The following is a 26,175-nucleotide window of genomic DNA, read 5'->3' as shown; positions in this document are numbered from 1 at the left end:
CCCGAACAGGACAGTGAAACGACTTTGCGCCGATGATAGTGCGGGTTCCCGTGTGAAAGTAGGTCATCGTCAGGCTCTTACAGCCCAGAAAACCCCAGTCAGATATGACTGGGGTTTTTTGCTTTGGGGTGACAATAAATCACTGCCCTTAGCATTCTTCCGGCAGTATTGACCATGCAACTACAAGACATTCTGTATTCCCAAGGCTTTGGTACGCGTCGTGTTTGCGCGGGGCTGATTCAGCAGGGGTGGGTATTTGTGCGTGATGCCTCGTCTCCCGATGCCGAGTACGTGCTCTGCACGGAGGCGACCGCTGACTTTGAGCCTGAAGGGCTCCTTCTGCGCGTGCAGGGTGTGGACTGGCCGTTCCACTCCAAGGCCTACGTGCTGCTTCACAAGCCCGCAGGCACGGAATGCTCTCAGAAGCCGTCTACTTACCCCAGCATTTACACACTCCTGCCTCTGCCCTTGCGTCAGCGGCCCACAAAGAGTGCGGTACAAGGAGTGCAGGCGGTGGGACGTCTTGATCAGGACACAACGGGTATGTTGCTACTGAGCGACGACGGGCAGTTCATTCATCGCTTGAGTTCGCCCAAGAAGCATGTGCCGAAGGTCTATCAAGTAACGACCAAACATCCCGTGGACGAGGCACAGGTATCGAAATTATTGGCGGGAGTTGTGTTGGATGATGATCCTAAGCCGGTGCGTGCTGCAAACTGTGTCATCGTTGATTCCCATCGCTTGGATATGACGCTGACCGAAGGCAAGTACCACCAGGTCAAGCGGATGATTGCAGCGGTTGGCAATAGGGTGGAGGGGCTGCACCGTTCTCGCATTGGGTGCATGGCGCTACCTGAAGATCTGGCACCTGGACAATGGCGATGGCTAGATGCCTCTGATTTGGTCCTGTTGAATAGCAACGCTTGAGCATGTCGTCAGGGGTGATTCTCGTCGGCTGGCGTGAAGCGCACGGCCGAGGCAATGTGCCTCATATCGTTGATGACTTTGATCAAAGAGTGCGCGATCACCTTGATGTTACGTGTTGTCGCTCAGGACCGTGGCAGGCGCGGCGCTACACTGCAAGGCTGTGTTGAAAGTGGTTTTGTGAAGATTCTCTCGATAGCACGCTCCTGCGTTGTGACCCTCGGTGGGTTGTGGTATTCCGTGGTCAGTGTGGCGGCGGGTGCCCCGCCTCTTTTTGTGCTCAATTCGTTGGAGGCCAACGTCAGCGTCATCGACCCGGTGACCTGGACCGAGACGACCCGAATTCCCACGGGCAAAGAGCCGCACCACCTGTATCTGACGCCTGACGAAAAGTCGATCATCGTGGCCAACGCGCTCGGTGATACGCTGACTTTTGTCGACCCTCGTACCGCTGAGGTGCAACGCACGGTGCGTGGCATTGTGGACCCCTACCACCTGCGATTCAGCCCCGACATGAAGTGGCTCATCACGGCTGCCAACCGCCTGAACCATGTGGATTTTTACCGTTGGGATGGCAAGGACCTGACTCTGGCACAGCGCGTGGCCACTTCGCGTACGCCCAGCCATTTGTGGATCGACAGCCGCAGCATCAACGTCTATTCGACCATGCAGGACAGTGATGAGCTGGTGGCTATTGAGATCGCCACCCAGACTATCAAATGGCGCGTCAAAACGGGGCCTATGCCTGCCGATGTGTATGGCAGCCCCGATGGCAAGCACCTGTTTGTGGGGCTTACGGGTGGGGACAGCGTGGAGGTGTTCGATATCTCCGGGCGTGAAGCGATCAGCGTCAAGCGGATCAAGACAGGCAATGGTGCGCACGCCTTTCGCGCCGCAGGCGATGGACGCCATCTATACGTGAGCAACCGTGTGGCCAACTCCATCAGCAAGATCGACATGAATACCCAGCAGGTCGTCGAGTCTTACCCCGTGCCAGGCGGGCCCGATTGCATGGATGTCTCGGCCGATGGTCGCTATATCTACGTCAGTTCGCGCTGGGCACGTAAGCTGTCTGTGGTGGACACCCAGGCGAAGAAGGTGGTGCGCCAGGTCAATGTGGGTAAATCGCCCCACGGCGTATGGACCTTGCAGCACGCGCCGCGTTGAACGTTGTATAGCCAGCCGGGTGAGATGTATGTCGCTCAGCGTTTTTCGTACAGCAAGCGGCAGGCGCCGAATTGCTATCGTATTAATAGCTTTTTGCGCATATTCCACGGGCGCTAGCGCGGAAAATGATTGCAAAAAACCTCTGTACCTGACATTTGACACTGGCCACATGGAGGTAGCGCCTTTGGTGGCTCAGGTGCTCAAGCGCCAGCAGGTGCTGGTCACCTTTTTTGCCGCGAATGAGCGTACGAAGGAAGGGGACGGAAGCCTGGGAGACCACTGGGCTCCGTGGTGGCGTGCACGCGCGGCGGAGGGCCACGAGTTTGCCTCCCACACCTGGAGCCACACCTACTGGCGTGCCGACGCAGGCAGCGCACAGCATCCGGCGTTTCGGGTCCGGCCCTCAGCCGGAGCGCGTGAGGGGCAGAGCTTTGTGATGTCGGCGGCCGAATACTGCGAAGAAATCACCCGTGCCTCTGACCGCTTGAAGGCCATCACTGGCAAGGCGCCTTTACCCCTGTTCCGCGCGCCGGGCGGCAAGACCTCTGCGCAACTGATTGCCAGCGCGCGCGCTTGCGGCTACGCGCATGTGGGCTGGTCACCTGCGGGGTTTTTGGGGGATGAGCTGCCCAGTGAAACGGCCAGCAACACCATGCTGCTGAACAAGGCGCTGCGCGATGTGCGCAGTGGCGACATCCTGCTGGCGCATCTGGGGATCTGGTCGCGCAAGGACGCCTGGGCGCCCGCTGTGCTGGAGCCTTTGATTGAGGGCCTCAAGCAGCGGGGGTTTTGCTTTCGCACCTTGCGGGATCACCCTGACTATGCGGCCGCCGTGGCCCACGTTCGTTAGTGTGGGTAGCCAGAGCGGTTTCTGCGGTGCGCGCAGTGGTCGAGCGGCATACACGCCTTTTGTTTGCATGAATAACCGGGTGCGAGGGAGCGCGACACGATGGGATGGTTAGGCAGCGTATTTGACAGTGTGCAGCAGTGGTTTTTTGAGAGCGTGCTGCAGCCGCTGATGTTCACCACAGGGCTGGCCAGCCTGCTGGAAAACGGCTATGAGGCCTCGGGCTGGCTGCTGGTGGGATTGCTGCAGCTGGTGGTCATCGTGGCTGTGATTGGCCCCATGCAGCGCTGGTGGCCGGTGGAGCAGATCAATGACCGCGCCACCATCCGCACCGACATCCTCTACACCCTGATTCACCGGCTGGGACTGTTCCGGCTGGCGCTGTTTTTCACGGTGGATCCACTGGCGGATTCACTGTTCGGAGCACTGCGTGTGGCGGGTGTCAGCACGTTTCAGCTCGACGGCATCTGGCCGGGGGTGACAGACCTCTCCTGGGTCAGTTTGTTGCTGTATCTGGTGGTGTTCGATTTTGTGGACTACTGGATCCACCGGGGGCAGCACCACTTCGAGTGGTGGTGGCGCCTGCACTCGCTGCACCATGCGCAGCGGCAGATGACGATGTGGAGCGACAACCGCAACCACCTGCTCGACGACCTGCTGCGTGATGTGATTCTGGTGACGGTGGCGCAGCTGATTGGTGTTGCACCTGGGCAGTTCATTGCCATCGTGGCCATCACCCAGCTCAGCGAGAGCTTTCAGCACGCCAATGTGCGGCTGTGGTTTGGTCAGGTGGGCGAGCGGCTCTGGATCAGCCCCCGGTTTCACCGTCTGCACCACAGCATCGGCATCGGCCACGAGACGGTCAAACCATCGACCGACGCTGCAGCAGGCTTGCCAGCCGCGCAGCCGCGCGTGGTGCTCGGTGGCCACAACTTTGGAGTGCTTTTGCCTTGGTGGGACATGTTGATGGGCACGGCCAATTTCGAAAAGCGTTTTGACCCCACTGGCGTGCGTGATCAGGTCGAGCCGGGCCCCGATGGCCGCCTGCGTGACTACGGCGCTGGATTCTGGTCCCAGCAATGGCGGGGCGTGCTGCGGTTGCTAGGCAAGGCCTGAGCAGCCTGGCAGGCGCTGCCTGTATGCTTGCCGCCATGGGACTACTGCTCGATTCTTTCTGGCGTGCCGCCGCCTACTGCCTGCGACCGCGTGTGATTGCGCTGTCGCTCCTGCCCCTGTTCTTGATGGCTGCTTTGGCGCTGGGCCTGGGTTACTTTTACTGGGACGCTGCGGTGCAGGGGATGCGCGCGTTGCTGGATGCGTCCGCGTTGCTGGCCAGCGTCTGGGGTTGGCTTCAGGGCTGGGGCCTGGGGGATGTGACTGCTGTTATGGCACCGCTGATGGTGGTGCTGGCCGTGGCGCCCGTGCTGGTGGTGGTGTCGCTGCTGGCCGTAGCGGTGCTCATGACCCCCGCTCTGGTGGCATTGGTGGCTGCACGGCGTTTTCCGGATATGGAGCGCAAGAAGGGCGGGTCCTTCATTGCGAGTGTGGCCTGGTCGGTAGGGTCCACGGTGTTGGCGCTGGTGGCGCTGGTGGTGTCCGTTCCGCTGTGGCTGGTGCCGCCGCTGGTGCTCATCCTGCCGCCGCTGATCTGGGGTTGGCTGACCTACCGGGTGATGGTGTTCGACGCCCTGGCGGACCACGCCAGTAAGGAGGAGCGCCTGGAGATATTCCGCCGCCACCGCAGCAGCCTGCTGGGCATTGGCATCGTCACTGGTTACCTCGGGGCAGCGCCCAGCATTGTGTGGGCATCGGGCGTGGTGTTTGCCGCCGCATTTTTTGTGCTGGTGCCACTGGCGATCTGGATCTACACCCTGGTGTTCGCGTTTTCCTCGCTGTGGTTCACGCACTATGGCCTGGCCGCCTTGCAACGCTTGCGGGCCGAGCGGGCCATGACTATGCCCATGGCCCAGTCCGCCCCTTCGCCCGAATTGACCCCGCGCTCTACGGACGCCCCGGCGCTGGGCACGGCGACCCCGGTTGCGGCCGCGCTGCCGCCCCCTGCAAATCCGAACCCAGGAGACAATGCACCATGACCCCCACCTTTGGCCTCATCATCGTGGGCGACGAGATTCTGTCAGGCAAACGGGCCGACAAGCACATGCCCAAGGCGATCGAGCTTCTGTCGGCGCGCGGCCTGTCGCTGGCCTACGCCGACTATGTGGGCGACAGTCCGGACCGCATCACCGCCACGTTGCAGCGCGCATTTGCATCGGCCGATGTGGTGTTTTCCTGCGGTGGCATCGGCGCGACGCCTGACGACCACACTCGGCAATGCGCTGCACGCGCTTTGGGGCGCGATCTGGCCCTGCACCCAGAGGCCGAGACCCTGATCCGCGAGCGCATGCAGGATGTGGCGCGGGAGCAGGGCGTGCCCTATGAGCCTGACCGGTCCGACAACGTACACCGCCTCAACATGGGCATGTTTCCAGTGGGCGCGCGCATCATTCCCAACCCCTACAACAAGATTCCTGGCTTCAGTTGCGATGGAGCAGGGGGCGGCGCAGTGCACTTCGTCCCGGGCTTTCCTGTCATGGCCTGGCCCATGATCGAGTGGGTGCTGGAGCAGCACTACGCGGCCCATTTCAACCGCGCACCGCAGACTGAGCAGTCAGTGGTGGTTTATGGCGCGATGGAGGCCGCGTTGACGCCCCTCATGGAGCAGATTGAAAAATCGCACCCGGATGTGCGGGTGTTCAGTTTGCCCAGCGTAGATCATCCACAATACGGGCGGCATATCGAACTGGGTGTCAAAGGGCCCGCGTCCTCGGTGCCTGCTGCATGGCAGGCATTGAAAACAGGTTTGCACGAATTTGGTGCAAATTGCGGCCCTGAATTGGTGCGCAACCTGTGAGACTCAGATTTGGTAGATGGACTGCACCGAATTGGTGCTTTTTGGCACATGCCATGCCGGCCTGTCGCGGGTAGCGCTCCTTCATAGTGCGGCGCTGCACTCGGCTGGCACGCAAACTGCTTTTATTTCGGCAAACTCTTTTTTCAACAAGCGCTTTATCCAGGAGAACCTGATGGCCAAGACCGTTGCAGACGTGATGAAGATGGTGAAGGAGAACGAAGTCAAGTTCATTGACTTCCGTTTCACCGATACCCGTGGCAAACAACAGCACACCACGGTGCCCGTCTCTCACTTCGACGAAGACAAGTTCACTTCGGGCCATGCCTTTGATGGTTCGTCGATTGCCGGTTGGAAGGGCATTGAAGCCTCCGACATGCAACTGATCCCCGACCCGAGCACGGCCAACATCGACCCCTTCTTTGAAGAAACGACGCTGATCCTGACCTGCGACGTGATTGAGCCCACCGACGGCAAGGCCTACGACCGCGATCCCCGCTCCATCGCCAAGCGCGCTGAAGCCTACCTGAAGGCCTCCGGCCTGGGCGACACGGCCTACTTCGGTCCCGAGCCAGAATTCTTCATCTTCGACGGCGTGCGCTGGAGCACTGAGCCCAACAACACCTTCTACGAAATCGAAGAGTACGAAGCCCCCTGGAACACCGGCGCCAAGCTCGAAGGTGGCAACCGTGGCCACCGTCCTACCGTCAAGGGTGGTTACTTCCCAGTGCCTCCCGTTGACAGCACGCAAGACATGCGCGCCGAGATGTCCCTGATCCTTGAATCCCTGGGCATTCCGGTCGAAGTGTTCCACCACGAAGTGGCGGGTGCTGGCCAGAACGAAATCGGTACCCGTTTCAGCACGCTGGTTGAGCGCGCCGACTGGACCATCCTGCAAAAGTACGTGATCCACAACGTGGCCAACGCCTACGGCAAGACCGCCACGTTCATGCCCAAGCCTTACCACGGCGACAACGGCTCCGGCATGCACGTGCACCAGTCCGTCTGGAAGGATGGCAAGAACCTGTTCGCTGGCGACGGCTATGCCGGTCTGTCGGACTTCGCGCTGTACTACATCGGCGGCATCATCAAGCACGCACGTGCCCTGAACGCCATCACCAACCCCGGTACCAACAGCTACAAGCGCCTGGTGCCTCACTTTGAAGCCCCGGTGAAGCTGGCCTACTCGGCCAAGAACCGTTCCGCTTCGATCCGTATCCCTTACGTGGCCAACCCCAAGGGCCGTCGCGTGGAAGCCCGCTTCCCCGATCCACTGATGAACCCCTACCTGGGCTTCGCAGCCCTGCTGATGGCCGGTCTGGACGGCGTGGAAAACAAGATCCATCCTGGCGAAGCCGCTACGAAGGACCTGTACCACCTGCCTCCAGAAGAAGACAAGCTGGTGCCCACCGTGTGCCACAGCCTGGACCAAGCCCTGGAACACCTGGACAAGGACCGTGCGTTCCTGACCAAGGGTGGCGTGTTCACCGACAGCATGATCGACGCCTACATCGATCTGAAGATGAACGAAGTGACTCGCTTCCGCATGGCCGTGCACCCTGTCGAGTACGACATGTACTACTCGCTGTAATCGTCTGCCTGCAGACCATTGCTCAAAAAAGGCGGCGCAAGCCGCCTTTTTTTATGGGCGGGCGATGGAAGGTGCCACGGGCGCCGAACGCGTGCGGCGGAACCAAGGCGCCAGGTGTTGCATCCGTATATATAGCCCTCCAAGGGTCTGCCCTTGTTGGATTGGAGATGTGGGGTGATTGGGGGATACTCCCCTGTCCCCTGCATGTCAGTGCGAGGAAACCGAATGAATAAAACGCTCATCACCCTGCTTCTCATCGCCGCCGTCGTCCCCGCAGTCCAGGCGCAAGACCGCATCTATCGCTGCGGCAACGAATACACCAACAACGCTCAGCAAGCCAAGGAGCGCGGCTGCAAGCTGGTGGAGGGGGGCAATGTCACGGTGGTGCAGGGCACCCGCCCGGCGTCTGCCGCAGCGCCTGCCACCGGCGGTGGTGGCGCTGCTGCCACATCTTCCGCTACCTCGCCCGCTATGGCCCCCCGCGTGAGCAACAACGAGCAAAAGTCCCGCGACTCGGACGCACGCGCGATCCTGGAGTCTGAGCTGCGCAAGGCCGAGGCACGCCATGCCGAACTGCTCAAGGAATACAACAACGGCGCCCCCGAGCGCAACGCTCTGGACCTGCGCAACCCGCAGCGCTACACCGAGCGCACGGCCGAGCTCAAGGCCAGTGTGGCCCGCAGCGAGAGTGACATTGCCGGTATCAAGCGCGAAATCGCCCGTCTGCCGGCTCCTGCGGCCCCCGCCAACTGACAACGGCGATTGCGTGTGAGTGCACCTTCCTCTCCCGATCTTCCCGGCACTGACACCGGGCGTTTCCACTCCCTGGACCTGATGTCCACCCTGGTGGCGGTGCTGCGCGCTGACGATGGCGCAGTGCAGTTTGCCAATGCCGCGCTGGAGAACACCCTGGGCCTATCGCGCCGCACCCTGGAGGGGGCGGACTTCTCCGCCTTCTTCACCGACCCCGCACTACTGCAGACAGCCCTGGCTGGCGCGCGTGGCAAGGACTTTGCCGCGCTGCGCTACGAGGCTAGCCTGAAGCGCCTGCACCAGGACCCAGTCCCCGTGCATGTCAATGTGGCCGATGCCGAACAGGTGGGCGAAATATTGGTGGAGCTGTGGCCGCTGGAGCAGCATGCCCGCCAAGACCGCGAAGAGCGCTTGCGCGACCAGGCACAGGCCAACAAGGAGCTGATCCGTAACCTGGCCCACGAGATCAAGAACCCGCTGGGCGGCATCCGTGGTGCCGCGCAACTGCTGGAGATGGAGCTCGACAACCGGGAGCTGACCGAATACACCCAGGTCATCATCCACGAGGCCGACCGCCTGCAAAGCCTGGTGGACCGGCTGCTCGCACCCCACCGCCACCCGCACCTGGTGGGCGACGTGAACATTCACGAGGTGTGTGAGCGCGTGCGCTCGCTGGTGCTGGTTGAATACCCGCAGGGCCTCAAGGTTCAGCGCGACTACGACACTTCCATCCCCGAGTTCCGCGGGGACCGCGCGCAGCTCATTCAGGCGGTGCTGAACATCGTGCAGAACGCGGCCCAGGCGCTGTCAGAGCGCGTCGCCAAGGGGGATGCCGTGATCACGCTGCGCACGCGTGTGGCCCGCCAGGTCACGTTCGGCCGACAACGCTACCGGCTGGCACTGGAATTGCATGTCATCGACAACGGACCGGGCGTACCCGATGCCATCAAGGAGCGGATTTTTTATCCACTGGTGTCGGGTCGGGACGGCGGATCAGGGCTGGGGCTGACGTTGGCGCAAACCTTCGTGCAGCGCCACCATGGGTTGATCGAATGCGACAGCGTACCGGGTCGCACCGACTTCCGCATCCTGATCCCGCTGCCCTGAAGCGCACGACGGTCCCTGACACGCAACCACAGGGAAGGTAAGAAAAACATATGAAGCCGATCTGGATAGTAGATGACGACCCCTCGATCCGCTTCGTCCTGGAAAAGGCGCTGGCCCGCGAGAACCTGCCCACCCGCAGCTTCACGCATCCGCGCGAAGTGCTGGACGCACTGGCCGATGTCACCGCAGGCGACCCCGCGCGCCAGGGCCCCCAGGTTCTGGTGAGCGACATCCGCATGCCCGGAGGTTCGGGCCTACAACTGCTGGAGAAGGTGCGCGAATTGCAGCCCGGCCTGCCCGTCATCATCATGACGGCGTACTCCGACCTCGACAGCGCCGTGTCGGCCTTTCAGCGTGGAGCGTTCGAATACCTGCCCAAGCCGTTTGACCTGCCCAAGGCGGTGGAGCTGATCCGCCGAGCGGTGGAAGAAAGCCAGCGCGAAGAAGTCACCGAAGAGCGCCAGACCGCGACCCCCGAAATGCTGGGCCAGGCGCCCGCCATGCAGGATGTGTTCCGCGCCATCGGGCGGCTGTCGCAAAGCCAGGTCACGGTGCTCATCACCGGCGAATCGGGCTCGGGCAAGGAGCTGGTGGCCCGTGCGCTGCACAAGCATTCGCCCGTGGCAGACGGCCCCTTTGTGGCCATCAACACCGCTGCCATCCCCAAGGACCTGCTGGAGAGCGAACTCTTCGGCCATGAGCGCGGCGCCTTCACCGGCGCCCAGACGCAGCGGCGCGGCCGCTTCGAGCAGGCCGAGGGCGGCACGCTCTTCCTCGACGAAATCGGCGACATGCCGTTTGATTTGCAGACGCGCCTGCTGCGCGTGTTGTCGGACGGCCAGTTCTACCGCGTGGGCGGCCATGCGGCCGTCAAGGCCCATGTGCGTGTGATTGCCGCCACCCACCAGAACCTGGAGCAGCGCGTCAAGGAAGGCGGCTTCCGCGAGGACTTGTTCCACCGCCTCAACGTGATCCGCCTGCGCCTGCCCGCGCTGCGCGAGCGGCATGAGGACGTGCCCATGCTCACGCGCCATTTTCTGCAGCAAAGCGCGCGGCAGCTGGGCGTGGAGCCCAAGCGCATTGCCGATTCGGCACTGGCGCGGCTGGAGCAGTTTGCTTTCCCGGGCAACGTGCGCCAGCTGGAGAACATCTGCCACTGGCTCACGGTGATGGCGCCTGCCCAGGTGATCTCGCTGCAGGACCTGCCGCCCGAGGTGCTGGAAGCCCCGGTGTACCAGCCGCCAGTGCGCGCCACGGCGGGCGCCGAGCCTGCGGCGGCCACGGTGACATCGATGCCGGTGGCCCCGCTGGCGCCTGTTGCGCCAGTGGCGCAGCCTGCACCCGAATTGGTGGGGGGGCTGCACCCCGCAGCGCAGGTGTCCGCTCCAGTGTCGGCGTCTGCACCTGCGGCCGTTGCGTCCTGGTCGGCCGACGCCGCAGCGGCCCCCGTGGCTGCAGCCCACAGCTGGGAGCAGGCACTGGAAACCGAAGCGCAAAAACTGCTCGCTGGGGGCCAGCCCGAGGTGTGGGACGCGCTCACGCGGCGCTTTGAGTCGCGCCTGATCCGCACCGCGCTGGTTGCCACCCATGGCCGCCGCATGGAGGCAGCGCAGCGCCTGGGCATTGGGCGCAACACCATCACCCGCAAGATCCAGGAGCTAGGCCTGGATGCGCCGGATGAAGCATGAAAATGGTTGCAGGCGCATGTTGATTATGCGTTTTCAGCTATTGAATTTGTAGAAAAAAAGGGTCGCACCTGCGCTGCAGGTTGTGGCCTGAAACATCGCCGCCATGCGTGGTCATCCCATCGACGCATGGCGGGTCATGTCCTACATGCAGGCCCTCCCTGGGCCGACCCGGCACTCCGGAGGTGGCTTCAACAATGAAGTCACTGTCAACCAACCGGAGATGTTCCTATGTCGGATTTCAACGATGCCAACCGTGACCCCTTGACCAATGAGCCAGGTGCTCACCCCGTCGGAACGGGCGTGGGCGCCGCCCTCGGGGGCGCCGCTGCCGGGGCTGCTGCAGGTGCTTTTGGCGGCCCGGTCGGCGCTGCCATTGGTGGCGTAGCGGGTGCTGTGGCGGGCGGCCTGGCTGGCAAGGCTGCTGCCGAGGCCGTCAACCCCACCGAAGAAGACGCCTACTGGCGCGAGACCTACCACCGCGAGCCCTACTACGTGGGCGGCCGCACCTACGATCAATACCGTCCGGCCTACGAACTGGGCTGGTCGTCGGTAGACCGCTACGAGGGCGACTTTGACGCCATCGAGCCGCGCTTGGCCGACGACTGGCGTGCACGCCACGGCAGTGATGGCCTGGCCTGGACCGATGTGCGCCCCGCCACCCGCGCCGCGTGGGAGCGTGCCGCCAGCCGCCGCGCGCAGGCAAGGGCCCGCCCGCTGGACGTGATCGACACCGAGGATGTGGTCGATGTGCTCAATGACCTGCTGGAGTCTGCACGTGACGGTGAATATGGCTTCCATGCCTGTGCCGAGCACGCAGAGTCGGGCCAGCTCAAGGGCATCTTTCAGCGCCACTCGCGCGAGTGTGCGGCTGCTGCCGTGGAGCTGGAACACGAGATCCGCCGCCTCAATGGCGCCCCCGCGCTGGGCGGCACCGTGGCTGGCGCGCTGCACAGGGGCTGGGTGTCGGTGAAGACGGCTTTGTCCACCCAGGACGATAAAGCCGTGCTGGAAGAGTGTGAGCGTGGTGAGGACGCTGCGGTGGCCCGCTACCGCAAGGCGCTGAAGGCTGCGCTGCCTGCGGACGTGCGTGCTTTGGTGGAGCGCCAGGCGCAAGGTGCCCAGCGCAACCACGACGAAGTGCGTGCGCTGCGCGATGGGTTCTCGCCACGGCCCTAACCCCAAGTGCCAAGGGCGGCCCTTGGGTAAACCGCGCCTGACCCGGCGCTGGTACTGAGCCTGAGGGTTGACCCAAAGAAAAAGGCTGCCAGAGCATTCCTCTGGCAGCCTATTTTTGCGTCGCGTGCGGGCCAGTCTGTTAGCTGCAGCCCAGCGGCTCAATGGTGTATCAGGCCCCCATCGTGACCACTACCGGCGCATGGTCGCTGGGCTGTGGGTTCTTGCGCGGGGCGCGGTCCACCACGCAAGCCGTCACCGTGGGCTTGAGCACCTCGCTCACCAGGATGTGGTCGATGCGCAGGCCCCGGTTTTTCTGGAAGCCCAGCATGCGGTAGTCCCACCACGAGTAGCTTTTTTCGGGCTGCTCGAACATGCGGAACGCATCGGTCAGCCCCAGCGCCAGCAGCGCCTGGAAGTGGTTGCGCTCTTCGGTGGTGTGGTGGATGGTCTCGCGCAGGCCCTCGGGGTCGTACGAGTCGCGGTCTTCGGGCGCCACGTTGAAGTCGCCCACCAGCACCAGGCGGGGGTGGGCGGCCATCTCGGCGCGCACCATGTCCTGCAGCGCCTGCAGCCAGCGCATCTTGTAGGCGAACTTTTCCGAGCCCGGCTCCTGGCCGTTGACGAAGTAGCCGTTGAGCAGGCGCAGCGGGCCTGCAGGCGTGTCCAGCGTGGCAGCGATGACGCGGGCCTGCTCGTCGCCAAAAGCCGGGATGTTGCGCACCACATCGCGCATCGGGTGGCGGCTCAGGATGGCCACGCCGTTGTAGGTCTTTTGGCCGAAGGCCACGGCTTCGTAGCCGGCCTCTTTCAGCGCGTCGTGGGGAAACTTGTCGTCGGTGAGCTTGAGCTCCTGCAGGCACAGGGCATCGACCGGGTTGGCGGCCAGCCAGGCCAGCACCTGGGGCAGGCGCACCGACAGGGAGTTCACGTTCCAAGTAGCAATTTGCATGGTTTTTGGCCGGTAGCGCTAGTGGATCATGCGCGGGCAGCTATCAAAATGTGAGTAAATGAGGGAAGGGCAGAAGCGTCAGGCGCGGCGCACACGGGTCACAAAGCTGAACGGGAGCCCGTTGGTGCTCACGTGGTGCTCGCGGGCGGTTTCTACCCATTCTGCGCCCAGCACGGGGGCATAGGCATCGCCGTCAAAGTCCTGGGCGATCTCCGTCACCTCTACGCAGTCCGCCAGGGGCAAGGATTCGGCATAGATCTGCGCGCCGCCAATGATCCACACGGTTTTGCCCGCGTCGCACAGCGCCAGGGCTTCGGCCAGACTGCCTGCGCGGTGGGCACCGTCGGCCTGCCAGTCGGCCTGCCGCGTCACCACGATGTTGGTGCGGCCGGGCAGGGGGCGAAAGCGTGCGGGCAGCGAGTCCCAGGTCTTGCGGCCCATGATCACCGGGCAGCCCTGGGTGAGCTGCTTGAAGTGCGCCATGTCCTCGGGGATGTGCCAGGGCAGGCGGTTGTCCTTGCCGATGACGCCGTTGGCCGCGCGGGCGTAGATGAGGTGCAGGGGCATGGGGCTCGCTCGGTGCGTGAGTGGGGAGGGGATCAGATGTGCAGGAACGCCAGCGCGCCCACACCCAGGCCCACGGCGGCTACGCCGTACATGCCGTATTCCAGCCACTTCTTTTTGGTCAGCAGCGCAATCGCGGCCAGGGCAATCGCTACCTGCAGCGCGGTGGTGGCCTGGGCCCAGCGGTGGTGCTGGTGCATCTGGGCTTCGCTTTGCTGATCGAAGGCGTGGGCATCGGCCTCCAGCTTTTCGGCTGCGGTCTTGATCTCGTTCTTTTCTTTTTCGTAGCGGTCAATCTTGCCTTGGTACTTGGCCTTTTCGGTCTCTGCCGGGGTCAGGTCACGCGCCAGCTCGGCCAGGCTTTGTTTGGTGCTTTTGGACTGGAAGTAATTCCACTGGTTGGAGGCCTCGGTCTTCTTGATGGCCGCATCGTTTTTCATCAGGCCTGCATTGGCCTGCGTGGCGCCGCCCATGTAGGCAAAGATGGCGCCCACCGTGGCCACGATGGCCGTGAACATGGCGATCTTGTTGGTGGACGAGCCGCCGCCATGTTCCGCGCCGTGGTGCGCAGCGTCGTGGCCGTGGGTGGCGTGTTCGACCGCGTGGTCGTGGGGGCCGTGTACGTGGAATCCGCCGGAAGACATAGATAGAAGCTCGTTGTATTGGTTATGGGTGAAAGCGGGGCCTGTGCCGCACGCTGGCCTGGTGCAGTGGTCAGGTCAGACTGCCACGGGCGCCTTGATGGCAGGGTGGCACTGGTAGTCCAGCACCTCAAAGTCTTCGTACTCGTAGTCGAAGATGCTGTCTGGCTTGCGCTTGATGTTCAGCACCGGGTAGGGATAGGGCGTGCGCGCGAGTTGCGTCTGCACCTGTTCGTGGTGGTTGCTGTAGATATGGCAGTCGCCGCCCGTCCATATGAAGTCGCCCACGTCCAGGTCGCACTGCTGCGCCACCATGTGGGTCAGCAGCGCGTAGCTGGCGATGTTGAAGGGCACGCCCAGAAAGATGTCGGCGCTGCGCTGGTACAGCTGGCAGCTCAGCGTGCCGCGCCCGCCGGGTTCTTGCGCCGGGGCTACGTAAAACTGAAAGAAAGCGTGGCAGGGCATCAGCGCCATCTTGTGCAGCTCGGCCACGTTCCAGGCGCTGACGATGATGCGGCGCGAGTCGGGGTTGGTCTTGAGCGTTTGGATGACGTCGCTGATCTGGTCGATGTGCCCGCCGTCCGGCGTGGGCCAGCTGCGCCACTGCACGCCGTACACCGGACCCAGGTCGCCGTCCTCGCGCGCCCATTCATCCCAGATGGTCACGCCGCGCTCTTTCAGCCAGTTGTTGTTGCTGGAGCCGGTCAGGAACCACAGCAGCTCCTGGATGATGGACCTGAGGTGCACCTTCTTGGTCGTGACCAGCGGAAAACCCTCCTTCAGGTCAAACCGCATCTGGTGGCCGAACACGCTCTTGGTGCCCGTGCCGGTGCGGTCCGACTTGTCCACGCCGTGGGTGAACACATGGCGCATGAAATCTTCGTACTGAGAGCGCACGGGGCGGGCGGGCAAGGCAGGAGCTGCCGGGGCAGCAGAAGGCTGGGTCATGGGATCGATCACTCAGAGTGGGGCGCCGCCATCAAGGGGTGGCCGTTGCCGACGGCGGATTTTATGCGGAGCGGGAGAATGCCAGACTCGCCATCCATCCACTGCACTTCCCATGACGACTTCCGATACCCCCGTCACCATCCGCCCCCTCCAGGCTGCCGACTGGCCCGCCGTGTGGCCTATCCTGCGCACCACCTTCCAGGCGGGAGACACGTATGCGTTTGCCCCCGACAGCACCGAGGCCGAGATCCACAAAGCCTGGGTAGAGCTGCCTGCCGCGACCTTTGTCGCCCTGGGCGCGGGCGGGGAGATTCTGGGCACGTACTTCATCAAACCCAACCAAGCCGGGCTGGGCGCCCATGTGTGCAACTGTGGTTATGTGGTGGCGCCGGCCGCGCAAGGGCAAGGCGTGGCCTCGTTGATGTGCGAGCACTCCCAGCAGCAGGCCGTGGCCATGGGCTTTCGGGCCATGCAGTTCAACCTGGTGGTTGCAAGCAATGTGCGCGCCGTGCGGCTGTGGCAGCACCTGGGCTTTGCGATCGTGGGCACGCTGCCCGGGGCTTTCAGGCACCGCACGCTGGGCTATGTCGATGCCCACGTGATGTTCAAGACGCTGGTGGCCTGAGCTTTTTGCCCATGCAAAAAGGGCTCCCATGCAGGAGCCCTCTCAGGGAGTCAGGGGGAAACACTTCCACATGGTGGCAGCACCCACAACCGTGAGATGCCACCACCATGGGAAGGCCCGCATTCTTACATCGCGCTGATTTCGCCCGAAGGGATCTTGCCGGTGCGTACCGCTTCGGCCGCTGCGGCGCGCACTGCAGCGCGGTCGGCAGTCGACTTGTAGGTCACGACACGCGAACCAGCGGGTTCGATGCTACGCGTTTGGGCCACGGTAGAGGCTTCAGCAGCCACTTCGGCGCGGGTGCGGTTGGTGTCGAACTTCAGGGCGAATTGCGAGCTGTCGGCTTCGTCAGCTTGGGCGCCGAAAGCGGAGAAAGCAGCCACGGCAGCGATGGACAGGAAACGTGTGGTCTTGTTCATGGTGATCTCGATTCTTGATGGGGTGGGGGCAGGTTCGTTGATTCTGGGACGGCTTACAGAGCGCCGATTTCGCCGGAAGGGATCTGGCCAGTGCGCACAGCTTCAGCAGCCTGGGCACGCACGGCAGCGCGGTCCGCCGTGGACTTGTAGGTCACCACACGCGAACCAGCGGGTTCGATGGAGCGGGTCTGGGCCACGGTAGCGGCTTCGGCTTGCACTTCAGCACGGGTGCGGTTGGTTTCGAACTTGGTAGCGAACTGCGAAGCGTCGGCTTCATCAGCCTGGGCTCCAAAAGAGGCGAAAGCAGCGACAGCGGCGATGGAGAGGAAACGTGCGGTGTTGTTCATGATTGATAAGTCCTTGAAGTTAAAAAAGCGTCTCAAAAAAGCCGGGTCAAAAAACCAATCCTGAACCGGGTTCGGTGAGTCGCCTTGCGGGTTCGGCTCATCGATGGGTTGAACTGTACGCCGATGGTGTTTAGAGAAAAACCACTGAGTCGCAAACTGACTGTTCCAGTTTTGGAAACAGTAGGCGCATTCAGGACGAGTCCTTAGGTCAAATTTGCGCAGTGCCCTGCAGCGCCCTGCAGCACCAGGGCAGGCCCCCAGGCTCACTATGCACATACCCAATTGAAGGATCTAGGTATAAATCCTGAGATTCTGGCGAAATTTAGTATGTGTGGTGCTTTTCAAAGTATCAACTGAGCATCAGAGCATCGGTATCGTTCAGCCCATCAATGCCGCGATCCGACTGGCGTTGAGTGGCAGATCCATACCAACTACGCAGGAGACGTTCCGATGCCCCGTTCCACCCGTCCACACACCCGCCTGGCCCTGGCCGTTGTTGCCCTGGCGGCATCGCTGTGCGGTGCCGCTGCGCATGCACAGACCGAACTCGTGATTGCTACCGTGAACAACGGCCACATGATCGAGATGCAAAAGCTCAGCAAGAACTTCGAGCAGGCCCACCCCGACATCAAGCTCAAGTGGGTGACGCTCGAAGAAGGCGTGCTACGCCAGCGCGTGACCACCGACATCGCCACCAAGGGCGGCCAGTTCGACGTGATGACCATCGGCATGTACGAGGCGCCTATCTGGGGCAAGAAGGGCTGGCTGCAGGAGTTGAAAACCGACGCCGCGTACGACGTGGACGACCTGCTGCCCGCCGTGCGCAACGGCCTGTCGATCGATGGCAAGCTGTTCGCCGCCCCGTTCTACGGCGAAAGCTCGATGCTCATGTACCGCAAGGACCTGGCCGACAAGGCGGGCGTGCAGGTGCCCGAGCGTCCCACCTGGCCGCAGATCAAGGATCTGGCCGCCAAGATGCACGACCCCAAGAACGGCGTGTATGGCATCTGCCTGCGCGGCAAGCCGGGCTGGGGCGACAACATGGCGTTCTTGACCACGCTGGTCAACACCTTCGGCGGCCAGTGGTTCGACATGCAGTGGAAGCCGCAGCTCGAGTCCAAGCCCTGGAAGGACGCGATCAACTTCTATGTGGACCTGCTCAAGAACTATGGCCCGCCCGGCTCGTCAGCCAACAGCTTCAACGAGATCCTGGCGCTGACCAACTCCGGCAAGTGCGGCATGTGGGTGGACGCGACAATTGCGGCATCGTTCGTGGCCGACCCCAAGCAGTCCAAGGTGGCCGACCAGATGGCCTTTGCCCAGGCGCCCACCATGAACACGCCCAAGGGCGCCAACTGGCTGTGGTCGTGGAATCTGGCCATCCCCGCCGGTTCGAAGAAGGTGGACGCTGCGCAGAAGTTCATCACCTGGTCCACCAGCAAGGACTACATCCAGCTGGTGGCCAAGACGAACGGCTGGGCCAATGTGCCCACCGGCACGCGCAAGAGCACGTATGCGGCGCCGGAGTTCCAGAAGGCGGCCCGCTTTGCCGCTGCCGAGAAGGTCTCCATCGACTCGGCCAACCCGACGGATTCGACCCTGCCCAAGAGCCCATACGTGGGTGTGCAGTTCGCGGCCATTCCGGAGTTCCAGGCCATCGGCATCGCGGTGGGTCAGCAGATGAGCGCAGCACTGGCGGGCAAGACGACGGTGGACGCCGCGCTCAAGGCCAGCCAGGTGTCGGCAGACCGCGAAATGAAAAAGGCCGGCTACTACAAATAGGCATTCATTCGGCTACTGCGCTGGCCGATCCGGGGCCGGTGTTCCTCGCCGTACGGGAGTACGGCTGCGGTACAGCGCCCCCGGCTCGGCCCGCTCGCGACGCCGACTGCACGCCTATTTTTGCTGGACTATTTTCTGAGGCTTCCATGAACCGCCGCCTGCTCCCCCGCCTGCTGCTCACGCCTGCCATGGCCACGCTCTTCCTGTGGATGATCGTGCCGCTGGTGATGACGATCTACTTCTCGCTCATCCGCTACAACCTCATGCAGCCGGACCAGACGGGCTTTGCCGGGCTGGAGAACTTTGAGTATTTCGTCACCGACCCGTCGTTTGGCACGGCGGTGGTTAACACCATCCTGCTTCTGGGCAGCGTGATCCTCATCACGGTGGTGTTCGGCATTGCGATTGCGCTGCTCATTAACGAGCCGTTTGCGGGCCGAGGCATTGTGCGGGTGCTGCTGATTTCGCCGTTCTTCGTCATGCCCACGGTGAATGCGCTGATGTGGAAGAACATGATGATGAATCCCATCTACGGCGTGCTCGCCCAGGTGTGGATGTTCTTCGGCGCGGCCCCGGTGGACTGGCTCACGGACCACCCGCTGTTCTCGGTGATCGTCATGGTGTCATGGCAGTGGCTGCCGTTTGCCACGCTGATCTTCATGACCGCATTGCAGAGCATGAACCACGAGCAGCTCGAAGCATCGCGCATGGACGGCGCCAACTACCTGCAGCAGCTGCGCTACCTGTATGTGCCGCACCTGGCGCGCTCGGTGGCGGTGGTTGTGATGATCGAACTCATCTTTTTGCTCAGCATCTTTGCAGAGATCTACACCACCACGGGTGGCGGGCCGGGCGATGCGAGCACCAACGTCACCTTCCTGATCTTCAAGCAGGCGCTGCTCAACTTCGACGCGGGCGTGGCCTCGGCAGGTGCGCTGTTCGCAGTGTTGCTGGCCAATATCGCGGCGGTGTTTCTGATCCGCATGGTCGGCAAGAACCTTGACAAGTAAGACGGGGCAACGCTCATGACAACGACTAAACGACGCCGCTCCAACTTCCCGCTGGGCCTGCTGGCCCTGCGCACCGCCGCTGCTTGGGGCGTGGCTCTGCTGCTGTTTTTCCCGCTGGGTTGGCTGTTCCTCACGGCGTTCAAGACCGAGTTGCAGGCCATCGCCGTGCCGCCGCAGCTGTTCTTTGTCCCCACGCTCGAAAATTTTCACGAGGTGCAGGAGCGCAGCGACTACCTGCTGTACGCCAAGAATTCGGTCATCACCAGCGTGGTCTCTACCCTGGTGGGGCTCATGCTGGCAGCGCCTGCGGCCTACGCCATGGCCTTCTTCAAGGGCAAGTACACCAAGGACATCCTCATGTGGATGCTCTCGACCAAGATGATGCCCGCCGTGGGCGCGTTGGTGCCCATCTACGTGCTGGCGCAAAAGAGCCACCTGCTCGATACGCAGTTGGTGCTCATCATCGTGTTCGCGCTGTCCAACCTGCCCATCATGGTGTGGATGCTGTACTCGCACTTCAAGGATATCCCGCGCGAGATTCTGGAAGCCGCGCGCATGGACGGCGCCACGCTGTGGCAGGAGGTGCGCCTGGTGCTGCTGCCGCTGGGCATGGGCGGCCTCGCGTCCACCGGCCTCTTGTGCCTGGTGCTGTCATGGAACGAGGCCTTCTGGAGCCTGAACCTCAGCGCCGCCAAGGCCGGCACGCTGGCTACGCTGATCGCGTCGTACTCCAGCCCTGAGGGCCTGTTCTGGGCCAAGTTGTCTGCGGCTTCGCTGATGGCCATTGCGCCCATCGTGGTGTTCGGCTGGTTCAGCCAGAAGCAGCTGGTGCAGGGCCTGACGTTTGGCGCCGTGAAGTAACGCGCAGCTTTCCTATCCAACGCAATCAAGTTTTCAGGAACCCGATTCCATGGCCTACCTTCAACTGCGCGGCATCGAGAAATTCTTTGGTGAACACCGCGCCATCAAAGGCATCGATCTCACCATCCAGCAAGGCGAGTTCATCGTCTTCGTCGGCCCCTCGGGCTGTGGCAAGTCCACGCTGCTGCGGCTGATCGCGGGGCTCGAAAACATCGACGGTGGCACCCTGATGCTGGACGGCCGCGACATCACCGACCAGCCATCCAGCAAGCGCGACCTGGCGATGGTGTTCCAGAGCTATGCGCTGTACCCGCACATGAGCGTGTACGAGAACATGAGCTTCGCGCTCAAGCTCGCCAAGGTGGACAAGCAGGTGATCGACGAGAAGGTGCAGAACGCCGCGCGCATCCTCAACCTCACGCAGTACCTGCAGCGCACGCCCAAGGAGCTGTCGGGCGGGCAGCGCCAGCGCGTGGCCATTGGCCGCGCCATCGTGCGCGCGCCCAAGGTGTTCCTGTTTGACGAGCCGCTGTCCAACCTCGACGCGGCGCTGCGCGGCCAGACCCGTGTGGAGATCGCCAAGCTGCACCGCGACCTGGGCGCCACCACCATCTACGTGACGCACGACCAGGTCGAGGCCATGACGCTGGCCGACCGCGTGGTGGTGCTGCGCGACGGCGTCATCGAGCAGGTGGGTACGCCGCTGGAGCTGTACGACCGACCCGCCAACCAGTTCGTGGCCCAGTTCATCGGCACGCCGCAGATGAATGTGGTGCCCCTGCCGCAGCTGCCATCGCCTGTACAACAGCAGGCACCCGCCGGGGCTGAGGGCGGTGCCATCGGCCTGCGCCCCGAGAACATCACGGTACGCAACACCGGCGCGACGCCGGTGCCGGGCCAGGTGGACCTCGTGGAAGCACTGGGCGCCGAGACACTGATCTACGTGAGAACGCCCAGCGGGGCGCAGTTTGTGGCGCGCCAGAACGACCGCACAAGCCTGCGTGCGGGCGATGCGGTTTGCCTGGACATCGATGCCTCGCAAGCCCATTGGTTCGACCCGAACGGCCGCGTGGTGGCCCGCCAGACCGCATGACCGCCATGACTGCTTCCATGCCCCCCGGACAAGAACTTCAAGGCAAGGTGGCGGCCGTTACCGGCGCTGCATCGGGCATCGGCTTTGCCAGTGCCCAAGCCATGGCCCACGCTGGCGCGCGTGTGGTGCTGATAGACCGTGACGAGGCCGCGCTGACCAAGGCGTGTGCAGCCATCGGCCCCGGCGCATTGCCGCTGGTGCTGGACCTGCTCGATGCCAGGCAATGCGCCAGCCTGCTGCAGCGCACGCTGGCGCTCGCGGGGCAGCTCGACATCTTCCACGCCAACGCCGGGCTGTATGTGGGCGGCGACCTGGTGGATGCCGACCCCGACGCCATCGACCGCATGCTGAACCTGAACGTCAACGTGGTGATGAAGAACGTGCACAACGTGCTGCCCCACATGATCGAACGCGGCACGGGCGACATCATCGTCACCAGCTCGCTGGCTGCGCATTTCCCCACGCCATGGGAGCCGGTCTACGCATCGTCCAAGTGGGCCGTCAACTGCTTCGTGCAGACCGTGCGGCGCCAGGTGTTCAAGCACGGCATCCGCGTGGGCTCCATCTCGCCCGGGCCGGTCATCACCTCGCTGCTCGCCGACTGGCCCTCGGAAAAGCTCGCCGAGGCCAAGGCCAGCGGCAGCCTCATCGAGGCGTCCGAAGTGGCCGACGTGGTGCTCTTCATGCTCACCCGCCCGCGCGGCATGACCATCCGCGACGTCGTGATGATGCCCACGAATTTTGATCTCTAGATACCTGTCTTCACGCACCATGAATTTCATCCTGCATCTGGGCCTGGGCTCCTTCCACCGAGCCCACCAGGCCGTCTACGTTCACCAGCTGCGCCAGCACGGTGACACGGGCTGGGCCATCGCAGGCGGCAACCTGCGCCCTGACATGGCCGATACCATCGCGGCCCTGCAGGCGCAGGGTGGCCGCTACACGCTCGAGACCGTCACGCCCCAGGGCGAGCGCAGCTACACCGTCATCGAATCCATACAGCGCGTGATCCCCTACCAGGACGACCTGGCCCCGCTGATCGCCATGGGTGCCGACCCTGCCACGCGCATCATCAGCTTCACGGTGACCGAAGCGGGCTACTACCTCGATGCCCAGAACCAGCTGGACTGGCCCACCTACGCTGACCTGCGGGCCGACCTCGCGGCTGTGAAGGCCGGCCAGGCAGGCCACACGATCTACGGCGCCCTGGTCAGCATCCTGCGCGCGCGCAGGGCAGCCGATGCGGGCGCCGTGACGCTGATGAACTGCGACAACCTGCGCCACAACGGCGACCGCTCGCGCGGCGGGCTGCTGCAGTTCATCGAGGCGCTGGGCGATGCGCCACTGAAAGAGTGGGTGGAGCAGAACACCACCAGCCCCAACGCCATGGTCGACCGCATCACGCCGCGCCCCACGCCCGATGTGGCCGAGCGCGTGAAGGCTGCAACGGGTTGGGACGACAAGGCAGCACTCATGGGTGAAAGCTTTATCCAGTGGGTCGTCGAAGACGACTTCATTGCCGGCCGGCCCGACTGGGAGAAGGTGGGCGTGGAGATGGTGCAGTCGGTGCAGGCGCACGAAGAGGCCAAGATCCGCCTGCTCAACGCCACCCACAGCTGCATTGCCTGGGCGGGCACGCTGGCGGGCTACCAGTACATCCACGAAGGCACACACGACGCGGCCATCCGCCAGATGGCCTACGACTACGTCACCGACGACGCGATCCCGGTGCTCCACACGCCCGAGCAACCATGCCCCATCAACCTGGAGCAGTACCGCGACGTGGTGCTGGACCGCTTCGGCAACCCCGCCATTGCCGACACCAACCAGCGCGTGGCCATGGATGCGTTCTCCAAGATCCCCGGCATGATTGCGCCCACTATCCGCGACAAGCTCGCGCGCAACGCGTCGTTCGACAGCGTGGCCATGCTGCCCGCGCTGTTCCTGGCCTACCTGCAGCGCTGGCATGCGGGGCAGATCCCCTACAGCTACCAGGATCAAGCCATGGATCCCGCCGTGGCCCATGCCATCTGCGATGCCGCTGACCCCGTGGCGGCCTTTGCGGCCGACACGACCTTGTGGGGCGAGATGGCCGGCCACCCCCGACTCGTAGACGCGTTGCGCAAAGCCTATGCCCGCGTGCTGGCTTTTGTGGCGGAGCGGACAGGCGCCTGATGCTGGTGTAATTTGAGCCCACTACCGCCATGACCGTGAAGATGCCCATCGCCCCGCGCCAGACCAAGCCCGAGCTGGAGCACGACTATGTGCGCTCGCCCGCTCTGGGCTACGAGTCGCCCGAGACGGCGGGCTTCATCCGTTGTTTGTCGCACGGGTTTCCCACGCCGCTGGCGCGCTGGCATTACCACGACGAGTACGAGCTGCACCTGATCACGGCCACCTCGGGCAAGGTCTTTGTGGGGGACTGGATCGGTCAGTTCCAGCCCGGCCACCTGGTGCTGACCGGGCCGCGCCTGCCGCACAACTGGATCAGTATGGATCTGCCCGAAGGCGGCGTGCCGCTGCGCGACCTGGTGATCCAGTTCTCGCACGCGCCGCTGGTGGCCAGCAGCGAGACCATCCCCGAGCTGCGCGAGGTGCTGCCTCTGCTGGAGCGCGCGCGCCACGGTGTGGAGTTCTTTGGCATGGAAGCGCAGGCGCAAGAGCATTGGCACCGCATCAAGGCGCGCCAGGGGCTCGCCCGGTTCGGCGCTTTCTGTGAGTTCATGAGCGACCTGGCGCGCTGCACCGACTTTCGCCTGCTGTCGAGCACGCAGCTGCAAAGCGAGGACAACGACACACAGCTCGACCAGATCAACGCCATCGTGAGTCGCATCACCGACCACCTGGCGGATCCGCTGTCGGCCGCCGACCTGGCGCAGGAACTGGGCATGACGGAAAGCCGCTTTTCGCGCTTCTTCCGCCGTGCCACGGGCAACACCTTTACCGACTTTGTGAACCTGGTGCGCGTGAACCGCGCGTGCCAGCTGCTGATGGAGACCGAGCGCTACATCACCCACATTGCGTATGACGTGGGCTTCAACAACATGGCCAACTTCAACCGCCGCTTTCTGGACATCAAGGGCATGACGCCCAGCGAGTACCGCAAGCAGGGCGCGGGAAGGTTTGGAAAGACTTCCTGATCCCTGGCCGGATCTGCACCCTGAGAGGGGAGGCACTTGTTGCGTGACCCCTTCACGCAGCCCGCCAAAGACAAAGGCCGGGCCATGGTTTTCACTGTGAATCACTGACGTCTGTCCATCACCCATGTACCTCGGAATCGATTTAGGCACCTCGGGTGTCAAGCTCCTGCTGCTGGACGATGCGCGCACTGTGGTCGCTACGGCAGATGCCGCCGTGCCTCAGCTGCGCCCCCAGCCCACCAGGAGCGAACAGCACCCCGCCGACTGGTGGACTGCTGTGGAGACCTCCGTGGCGCAGTTGCGCGCGCAGGCTCCCGCAGCGTGGGCGCAGGTGCGGGGCATCGGCCTCTCGGGCCACATGCATGGCGCGGTGGTACTGGACGCGCAGGGCCAGGTGCTGCGCCCGGCCATCTTGTGGAACGACGGCCGCGCCAGCGCCGAATGTGCGCAGCTGGAGTCGGCTGTGCCCAGCTCGCGCCAGATCACCGGCAATCTCGCCATGCCCGGCTTCACCGCGCCCAAGCTGCTGTGGCTGCGCACGCACGAGCCCGCCGTGTTCGACCAGATCCGCACCGTGCTGCTGCCCAAGGACTGGCTGCGCCTGCAACTCACGGGCGATGCAGTGAGCGACATGTCCGACGCATCGGGCACGCTGTGGCTGGCCGTGCAGGCCCGCGCCTGGAGCCCGGCCATGTTGCAAGCCTGTGGGCTCGATGTTTCGCACATGCCGACGCTGGCCGAGGGCAGTGCGCCCACCGGCACACTGCGCAGCGATGTGGCACGCCGCTGGGGGCTCGGTGACAGCATCGTCGTGGCTGCTGGCGCGGGCGACAACGCCGCCAGTGCCGTGGGCGTGGGCGCCCGCACTGCGGGGCAGGGCTTTGTGTCGCTGGGCACCTCGGGTGTGGTCTTTCGCGTGACGGACGCTTTTGCGCCTGCCACCGAGCGCGCCGTGCATGCCTTTGCCCATGCGCTGCCGCAGCGCTGGCACCACATGTCCGTCATGCTCAGTGCAGCGAGTGCGTTTGGCTGGGTCACCCGGCTCACGGGGCGTGGCGACGAGGCGCAACTGTCTGACGCCGTCAGCGTCCTCAACACCACCCGCCAGGCGCAGGCGCCGCTGTTTTTGCCGTACCTGAGTGGCGAGCGCACACCGCACAACAACGCGGCTGCCACCGGCGTGTTCATGGGCCTGCGGGCCGAGCACGAAGCGGCGGACCTGGCCTATGCCGTGATGGAAGGCGTGGGCTTTGGCCTGCTCGATGGTCTCAACGCCATGCGCGCCGCAGGGCCGGGGAAGGGTAGTGACACAGGTCGGAGTGATGCGCCCCTGGCGCTCGTCGGGGGTGGCGCACGCAGCAGCCCTTGGGCGCAGCTGCTGGCCAGCGCGCTGGGCACCCCACTGCAGCGCCCGCAGGGCGCACACGCTGCCGCAGCCCTAGGTGCCGCGCGCCTCGCCGCCATGGCCTGCGGTGGTGACGAAGCCCACTGGTGCCAGCCCCTGCCCGCTGACGCCACCTTCATGCCACAGCCCGCACAACAAGCCCAGCTGGCCGAACGCTATGCCCGCTTTGTCGCGCTGTACCCCGCGCTGCAATCGCAGTTCTGACGCACTGTCTGCTTCCTTCCAAACGT

Annotated in this window: 26 protein-coding genes; 20 read left to right on the top strand and 6 right to left on the bottom strand. The window is 63.7% G+C overall.

All coding sequences use genetic code 11. The features are described 5' to 3' along the window. Nucleotides 1-174 precede the first annotated feature (174 nt). The 11 genes from OIN59_RS13715 (at nucleotide 175) to OIN59_RS13665 (ending at nucleotide 12,161) form a co-directional block, all read left to right on the top strand. Nucleotides 175-927, top strand: a complete 753-nt coding sequence (locus OIN59_RS13715) for a 16S rRNA pseudouridine(516) synthase (RefSeq protein WP_274111159.1) — start codon at nucleotides 175-177, stop codon at nucleotides 925-927. A 210-nt stretch (nucleotides 928-1,137) separates the two neighbouring features. Beyond that, nucleotides 1,138-2,091 (top strand): YncE family protein, encoded by a 954-nt coding sequence (locus OIN59_RS13710; RefSeq protein WP_456057491.1) that lies wholly within the window; start codon nucleotides 1,138-1,140, stop codon nucleotides 2,089-2,091. Between the two features lie 28 nt (nucleotides 2,092-2,119). Next, complete coding sequence (locus tag OIN59_RS13705) at nucleotides 2,120-2,941, top strand: polysaccharide deacetylase family protein (protein WP_274111155.1); 822 nt, start codon at nucleotides 2,120-2,122, stop codon at nucleotides 2,939-2,941. 99 nt (nucleotides 2,942-3,040) lie between these two features. Continuing rightward, the gene (locus tag OIN59_RS13700; protein ID WP_274111153.1) at nucleotides 3,041-4,054 is read left to right on the top strand and encodes a sterol desaturase family protein; all 1,014 of its coding nucleotides are present in this window, start codon (nucleotides 3,041-3,043) and stop codon (nucleotides 4,052-4,054) included. 23 nt (nucleotides 4,055-4,077) lie between these two features. Further along, nucleotides 4,078-5,031: an EI24 domain-containing protein gene (locus tag OIN59_RS13695; protein WP_407655100.1), complete on the top strand. Its 954-nt coding sequence runs from the start codon at nucleotides 4,078-4,080 to the stop codon at nucleotides 5,029-5,031. After that, on the top strand, nucleotides 5,028-5,849 hold the full coding sequence (locus OIN59_RS13690; RefSeq protein WP_274111149.1) for a competence/damage-inducible protein A: 822 nt from the start codon (nucleotides 5,028-5,030) through the stop codon (nucleotides 5,847-5,849). Before OIN59_RS13695 ends, OIN59_RS13690 begins: the two co-directional genes overlap by 4 nt. Nucleotides 5,850-6,021: 172 nt before the next feature. Further along, nucleotides 6,022-7,437: a type I glutamate--ammonia ligase gene (gene glnA, locus OIN59_RS13685; protein WP_274111147.1), complete on the top strand. Its 1,416-nt coding sequence runs from the start codon at nucleotides 6,022-6,024 to the stop codon at nucleotides 7,435-7,437. Nucleotides 7,438-7,662: 225 nt separating this feature from the next. Beyond that, entirely contained in the window at nucleotides 7,663-8,190 is a 528-nt protein-coding gene (locus OIN59_RS13680; RefSeq protein WP_274111145.1) for a hypothetical protein, read from the top strand. 81 nt (nucleotides 8,191-8,271) lie between these two features. Beyond that, nucleotides 8,272-9,297, top strand: coding sequence for a nitrogen regulation protein NR(II) (gene glnL, locus OIN59_RS13675; RefSeq protein WP_274111196.1), 1,026 nt, complete (start codon nucleotides 8,272-8,274; stop codon nucleotides 9,295-9,297). A gap of 50 nt (nucleotides 9,298-9,347) precedes the next feature. After that, complete coding sequence (gene ntrC / locus OIN59_RS13670) at nucleotides 9,348-10,985, top strand: nitrogen regulation protein NR(I) (protein ID WP_121943289.1); 1,638 nt, start codon at nucleotides 9,348-9,350, stop codon at nucleotides 10,983-10,985. A gap of 228 nt (nucleotides 10,986-11,213) precedes the next feature. Beyond that, nucleotides 11,214-12,161: a ferritin-like domain-containing protein gene (locus OIN59_RS13665; protein WP_274111142.1), complete on the top strand. Its 948-nt coding sequence runs from the start codon at nucleotides 11,214-11,216 to the stop codon at nucleotides 12,159-12,161. 169 nt (nucleotides 12,162-12,330) lie between these two features. On the opposite strand, the gene xth is transcribed toward OIN59_RS13665, so the two are convergent. The 4 genes from xth to OIN59_RS13645 all read right to left on the bottom strand — a co-directional run bounded on the left by xth (nucleotide 12,331) and on the right by OIN59_RS13645 (nucleotide 15,263). Continuing rightward, a complete protein-coding gene (gene xth, locus OIN59_RS13660) occupies nucleotides 12,331-13,110 on the bottom strand; it encodes an exodeoxyribonuclease III (protein ID WP_274111140.1) in 780 nt (259 codons plus the stop codon). A gap of 78 nt (nucleotides 13,111-13,188) precedes the next feature. Beyond that, entirely contained in the window at nucleotides 13,189-13,677 is a 489-nt protein-coding gene (locus tag OIN59_RS13655) for a dihydrofolate reductase (protein WP_274111138.1), read from the bottom strand. A gap of 32 nt (nucleotides 13,678-13,709) precedes the next feature. Further along, on the bottom strand, nucleotides 13,710-14,318 hold the full coding sequence (locus OIN59_RS13650; RefSeq protein WP_274111136.1) for a DUF4337 domain-containing protein: 609 nt from the start codon (nucleotides 14,316-14,318) through the stop codon (nucleotides 13,710-13,712). A 75-nt stretch (nucleotides 14,319-14,393) separates the two neighbouring features. Then, nucleotides 14,394-15,263 carry a thymidylate synthase gene (locus tag OIN59_RS13645; RefSeq protein ID WP_274111134.1) on the bottom strand — a complete coding sequence of 290 codons (870 nt, stop codon included), beginning with the start codon at nucleotides 15,261-15,263 and terminating at the stop codon, nucleotides 14,394-14,396. 112 nt (nucleotides 15,264-15,375) lie between these two features. On the opposite strand from OIN59_RS13645, the gene OIN59_RS13640 reads away from it, so the two are divergent. Next, nucleotides 15,376-15,888, top strand: coding sequence for a GNAT family N-acetyltransferase (locus OIN59_RS13640; RefSeq protein ID WP_274111132.1), 513 nt, complete (start codon nucleotides 15,376-15,378; stop codon nucleotides 15,886-15,888). 125 nt (nucleotides 15,889-16,013) lie between these two features. Here OIN59_RS13640 and OIN59_RS13635 read toward each other — a convergent pair whose 3' ends face one another. Together OIN59_RS13635 and OIN59_RS13630 are read right to left on the bottom strand one after the other, a co-directional pair. Further along, nucleotides 16,014-16,307: a DUF4148 domain-containing protein gene (locus tag OIN59_RS13635; protein WP_274111130.1), complete on the bottom strand. Its 294-nt coding sequence runs from the start codon at nucleotides 16,305-16,307 to the stop codon at nucleotides 16,014-16,016. A gap of 53 nt (nucleotides 16,308-16,360) precedes the next feature. Then, on the bottom strand, nucleotides 16,361-16,654 hold the full coding sequence (locus OIN59_RS13630; RefSeq protein ID WP_274111128.1) for a DUF4148 domain-containing protein: 294 nt from the start codon (nucleotides 16,652-16,654) through the stop codon (nucleotides 16,361-16,363). Nucleotides 16,655-17,104: 450 nt separating this feature from the next. On the opposite strand from OIN59_RS13630, the gene OIN59_RS13625 reads away from it, so the two are divergent. From OIN59_RS13625 to xylB, 8 genes are all read left to right on the top strand, one after another. Next, nucleotides 17,105-18,436 carry an ABC transporter substrate-binding protein gene (locus OIN59_RS13625; protein ID WP_274111126.1) on the top strand — a complete coding sequence of 444 codons (1,332 nt, stop codon included), beginning with the start codon at nucleotides 17,105-17,107 and terminating at the stop codon, nucleotides 18,434-18,436. Nucleotides 18,437-18,582: 146 nt separating this feature from the next. After that, nucleotides 18,583-19,446 (top strand): carbohydrate ABC transporter permease, encoded by an 864-nt coding sequence (locus tag OIN59_RS13620; protein ID WP_146872307.1) that lies wholly within the window; start codon nucleotides 18,583-18,585, stop codon nucleotides 19,444-19,446. A gap of 15 nt (nucleotides 19,447-19,461) precedes the next feature. Next, a complete protein-coding gene (locus OIN59_RS13615; RefSeq protein WP_274111123.1) occupies nucleotides 19,462-20,307 on the top strand; it encodes a carbohydrate ABC transporter permease in 846 nt (281 codons plus the stop codon). 49 nt (nucleotides 20,308-20,356) lie between these two features. Next, complete coding sequence (locus OIN59_RS13610) at nucleotides 20,357-21,400, top strand: ABC transporter ATP-binding protein (protein ID WP_274111121.1); 1,044 nt, start codon at nucleotides 20,357-20,359, stop codon at nucleotides 21,398-21,400. 5 nt (nucleotides 21,401-21,405) lie between these two features. Then, nucleotides 21,406-22,152 carry an SDR family oxidoreductase gene (locus tag OIN59_RS13605; RefSeq protein WP_274111119.1) on the top strand — a complete coding sequence of 249 codons (747 nt, stop codon included), beginning with the start codon at nucleotides 21,406-21,408 and terminating at the stop codon, nucleotides 22,150-22,152. A 19-nt stretch (nucleotides 22,153-22,171) separates the two neighbouring features. Then, complete coding sequence (gene dalD, locus OIN59_RS13600) at nucleotides 22,172-23,575, top strand: D-arabinitol 4-dehydrogenase (RefSeq protein WP_274111117.1); 1,404 nt, start codon at nucleotides 22,172-22,174, stop codon at nucleotides 23,573-23,575. A 29-nt stretch (nucleotides 23,576-23,604) separates the two neighbouring features. Then, nucleotides 23,605-24,540 (top strand): AraC family transcriptional regulator, encoded by a 936-nt coding sequence (locus tag OIN59_RS13595; RefSeq protein ID WP_056743668.1) that lies wholly within the window; start codon nucleotides 23,605-23,607, stop codon nucleotides 24,538-24,540. Nucleotides 24,541-24,664: 124 nt separating this feature from the next. Further along, nucleotides 24,665-26,149 carry a xylulokinase gene (xylB, locus tag OIN59_RS13590; protein WP_274111116.1) on the top strand — a complete coding sequence of 495 codons (1,485 nt, stop codon included), beginning with the start codon at nucleotides 24,665-24,667 and terminating at the stop codon, nucleotides 26,147-26,149. Nucleotides 26,150-26,175: the final 26 nt, after the last annotated feature.

Source organism: Acidovorax benzenivorans, assembly GCF_028680575.1.
Classification (GTDB): domain Bacteria; phylum Pseudomonadota; class Gammaproteobacteria; order Burkholderiales; family Burkholderiaceae_C; genus Acidovorax; species Acidovorax benzenivorans.
The sequence above is the reverse complement of the archived record's forward strand: the minus strand, read 5'-3'. Positions and strand labels throughout refer to the sequence as shown.